Genomic DNA, 3,788 nt, shown 5'->3' with positions numbered 1-3,788 from the left:
CCGACCTGCGCCTGCGCGGCTATGGCCTGCCCGACCTGCGCGGCTACCAGCAAGGCGACCAAATCGTGCGCGTCGTGGTCGAGACTCCCGTCAAACTCAGCCGGCGCCAGCGCGAACTGCTCGAAGAGCTGACTACCGTTTCGAACAGCAAGAATTACCCGCAGCAGGCTTCCTTCGCGGAGAAGTCGCGGCGGTCTTCCTGAGCGAGAGGCGCACGGCGGCGATGCGCACGCTCAGACGAGCTCAAAGACGGCAACCGCTTCGACGTGCGGCGTGTGAGGGAACAGGTCCAGCGCTTCCAGGGTGCGGAGCCGGTACGTCTTGAGCAGGTCCGGCAGTTCCCGCGCCAGTTCCCGCGGATTGCACGACACGTAGACGAGCAGCGGGGCGCGCAACGCGCGCAGTCTCTTTACTACCTTGGCTTGCAGCCCCGCGCGTGGCGGGTCGGCCATGACCGCGCTCTCCGGCGGCAGGCCACCTGCCCGTTCCAGTCCCGCCAGGTACTGCTTCGTGTCGGCGGTGACGAAATTGGTATTTGCGACACCGTTTCGCCGCGCGTTTTCGATGCCGTCCGCGGTGGCCGAGCCTACGCTTTCGACGGACCAGACGCGCTCGGCAAGGTCCGCGCAGGCCAGCGCGAATCCGCCCGCCCCGCCGTAGAGGTCGAAGAGGAACCGCGGCGCCCAGTCACGGATGTGGGCGCGCACGGCGCCGTACAGCCGCTCGGCGGCGAGGGAATTGGTCTGGAAGAAACTTGCAGGCGATATGCGGAACACGAGGTCGCGCGCGCCCGTTGGGTCCGGGATACACAGGCGCTCGCGGATGTGGGCCGCGCCATAGAGCACTTCCACGCGCTCCGGCAACGACCCGTCCGCAGAACCCCGGTGTACGCCATGCTGGATGCTCGCCGCGGGATACACGCTCAGGACCGCCCGCACGAACGAGTCTTTGTCAAAGGGCTCGCCGATGGTCAGCAGCATGACCATGCGCTCGCCCGTGCGGCAACTCTCCCGCACGAGCAACGCCCGCAGCGTGCCGTCGTGGCTCCGGGCGTCCCAAGCGCGCAGGCCCTGTTCTTGTGCCCACGCGCGCACGGCGGCGGCCAGCGCGTCCAGCCCGCGCGGGCCAATCCGGCATTCCTGGATGTCCAGCGGAGCGAACCAGCGCCCGCGCTGCTTGAAACCGAGCACCGTCTCGCGCACGAAGCCGGGCGGTGGCGGCGTCTCGTAACGTCTTCGTGCGAACGTGGGGTCCACTTTGTTGCGGTAGTGCCAGATCACCGGCGAAGGCATGACCGGGATGGGAAACGGCCAGAAACCGGAGAACAGCATCTCCAAGTCCGCTTGTTTTGCAGCCAGTTGGTCGGCGTAAGGCATATCCTGGGCGGTGCAGCCTCCGCATACGCCGAAGTGCGGACAGAGGTTCGCTGCCGTTCCGGTATCGACGTTGTGCGACGAGGTCATGCGGTCTTGCCTATTCCGCCAGGAGCGGCTCCAGTTCCGTCAGGTGATGGATGACCGCATCTGGCGCGAGGTCATCCGGGCGCCGGTCAAATTGCTCCGGCGTTTCCCATTGCACCGTGTGGATCATCGCCATTCCCGCGCGCTTGGCCCCCTGCACATCCGCAAGCCAATTGTCGCCGACGTAAACGGCTTCCCGCGGCCCCAGGGCCAACGCTTCGAGCGCCACGCGAAACACCTTCGGGTGCGGCTTGCAGAATCCCATGTCGCCGGAGACAACCACGGCCTTGAAGTAGCCCGCGAGACCGCTGCGGTTCAGTCCTTCGCGGATGGCCGCGCCATTGGGATAGTTGGACACCAAGGCGAGACTCCGCCGTTCGCGCAGGCGCTCCAATACGCCGCGCGCGTAGTCCGGCGTTTCCAACACCGAGAGAAATGCCTCGTGCCGCACGCGCAACAAGTCCGCAATCACTTCCTCGGACGGGTCGCAGCCGTAGAGTTCCTTTACCATCCCAATGGTAATCTCGCGCAAATCGTTCTCCCGGCATATCGGCGGATTGCCCGCATACGGCGCCATGCGGTTCCTGTCGCGGATTGCCGCAACGCGCGCCTCTTCCGGCGCCGGATAGTGCCGCGCCAATCCACGGCTCAGCGCGGCGTCCAGCCGCGCGATCTCGCGGCACCCGAACGGGACCAGCGTGTTGCCATAATCAAAAACAACGGCCTTCAGCCGTTTGGGTTCTAAAGCCATGCGTCATTTCCCTGTGCGCGCCCTTATCCGTACGGGCCGCCGGTCCCGTTACGATTCCTCAGGCGCGGTTACCCCGAACATGGAGACCAGGTCCAGGTGGCGGCGCAGCGTCGTCTGAACCCGCTGTTCCGTCCGGTGCGCGATAAATGAAGCCGGATAACCCGCCCAAATCTCGAAAGCCCCGATATTCTTGCTGACCACGCTGCCAGGGCCGACCACCGCCCCTTCTCCAATCGTGACGCCCGGGCTGATGTACACGTGCGCGCCGAGGTAGCAGTTCGGGCCAATCGTGATAGGCTCCGTGACATGCGGCGTGAGCCGCCAGTGCAAGCTGGTGCCGCGCATGACATGGTTTGTGTCCCTGATGACACAATACTCGCCCAGCCGCGTGCCCCCGCCTATCTCCAGCAACGCATTGCATTGAATAAGCGCAAAATCCGCGATTTCCACGTCCTCGCCAATGACGATGCGGCCTTGCTTGTGCGTGCGCAACACCACGCCTTCGCCCAAGATGCAGCGGTCCCCCAGTTCGATATGTCCTTTTACCTCGATACGTGTGCCGAGGAATTGCACGTCCCTGCCCATCCGCTCGACTTGGCGCCGCAGTCGCCACAAACGCCACCGGCTTCGCAACGCGTTCATTGCCGTCTCCTGTCGAATACAGACGGCGGCATTTTACCGAAAAACGGCATTCGCCGCCAAGTTTCCGCACAGGTTCTGCGCCAGCGACGGATGATGTAATGGGAAGTTGACTTCCACCGGAGTTTCTACTGTCGGGTCAGGTCCGTGTGGGTTCTCGTGATTCGTGCATCAATCCCAACATCTAGTGGGTTGTTTTTGGCTTGCATATATGTTGTGTTCATGTTACTATGCAGCCAACATCTAGGGTTTGATTCTGAATTGAGTCTATATGTTGTGTTTCTTGAGAGAATGCAGACCGTTCAAGCCCGAAATGCGACGGAAGGAGATGGGTGTATGACCCGCAGCTTGCTCGTTTACCTGCCCGGTTACCCGTATACCGCGGAAACGTTGATGCCGCAGCACTTATTGGCGGAAATGGCCTCTGCCCTGACGGAAGCGGGACACGAGACCTATGTCCTCGACTATGGGACGGTGGATGACCTGGCGGCGCTAACGGCGGGGCGGCTGGCTAATGCCTTGTTGGGTGCATCCGCCGCCGACCTGTGGGAAGAGAACGCCGGGGTCTGCTCGCGGTGGACCGCGCGACGGCGGCGACGCGCGTTGACCGGCATGGTTCGGCAAGCAGAGGCGCGCCAATGCGCTTCAGCCGCGATGGAAATCGGCACGCACAAGTCGTTGGACTTTGTTGTCTTGTACATACCCCGGCGCGAAGACGCGGCACCGGCCTTGAGACTCGCAAAGGCGTTGCGAGTCCAGACGCCTTCCGTCCGAATCCTGCTGGCGGGCGAACACGTGAACGGCTACGCCTCTTTTCTCCTCGCAGCCTCGGAATTCGTCGATGGCTGCATTGTCGGAGACGGGGAACCGACGGTCGTTGCCTTGGCGGACGGTATGCGCCTCGCACACAGCTGGACGAATCTGCCCAACCTGGTTAT

General features: G+C 63.3%; 5 protein-coding genes. 2 read left to right on the top strand and 3 right to left on the bottom strand.

Annotation, left to right across the window (positions count from 1 at the left end; genetic code table 11):
- On the top strand, positions 1-203 hold a 203-nt coding region (locus KA184_23555; protein MBP8132567.1), incomplete at its 5' end, for a molecular chaperone DnaJ.
- Positions 204-233: 30 nt separating this feature from the next.
- Here KA184_23555 and rlmD read toward each other — a convergent pair.
- Genes rlmD through KA184_23540 form a run of 3 tightly spaced genes read right to left on the bottom strand, consistent with a single transcriptional unit; the run spans position 234 to position 2,853 of the window.
- Positions 234-1,463, bottom strand: coding sequence for a 23S rRNA (uracil(1939)-C(5))-methyltransferase RlmD (gene rlmD, locus KA184_23550; protein MBP8132566.1), 1,230 nt, complete (start codon positions 1,461-1,463; stop codon positions 234-236).
- Positions 1,464-1,473: 10 nt separating this feature from the next.
- Positions 1,474-2,211 carry an HAD family hydrolase gene (locus KA184_23545; GenBank protein MBP8132565.1) on the bottom strand — a complete coding sequence of 246 codons (738 nt, stop codon included), beginning with the start codon at positions 2,209-2,211 and terminating at the stop codon, positions 1,474-1,476.
- A 48-nt stretch (positions 2,212-2,259) separates the two neighbouring features.
- Entirely contained in the window at positions 2,260-2,853 is a 594-nt protein-coding gene (locus KA184_23540) for an acyltransferase (protein ID MBP8132564.1), read from the bottom strand.
- 333 nt (positions 2,854-3,186) lie between these two features.
- Here KA184_23540 and KA184_23535 point away from each other — a divergent pair.
- Positions 3,187-3,788: hypothetical protein (locus tag KA184_23535; GenBank protein ID MBP8132563.1), on the top strand; the 602-nt coding region annotated here is incomplete at its 3' end.

This window comes from Candidatus Hydrogenedentota bacterium, from assembly GCA_018005585.1.
In the GTDB taxonomy this organism is placed as follows: domain Bacteria; phylum Hydrogenedentota; class Hydrogenedentia; order Hydrogenedentales; family JAGMZX01; genus JAGMZX01.
Note: the sequence above shows the minus strand (reverse complement) of the source record. Positions and strands in the feature narration are given on the sequence as shown.

Coding starts and splice junctions, on each gene's coding strand:
- KA184_23540 (MBP8132564.1), bottom strand. CDS start 2,853: ATGAACGCGTTGCGAAGCCGGTGGCGTTTGTGGCGACTGCGGCGCCAA.
- KA184_23545 (MBP8132565.1), bottom strand. CDS start 2,211: ATGGCTTTAGAACCCAAACGGCTGAAGGCCGTTGTTTTTGATTATGGC.
- rlmD (MBP8132566.1), bottom strand. CDS start 1,463: ATGACCTCGTCGCACAACGTCGATACCGGAACGGCAGCGAACCTCTGT.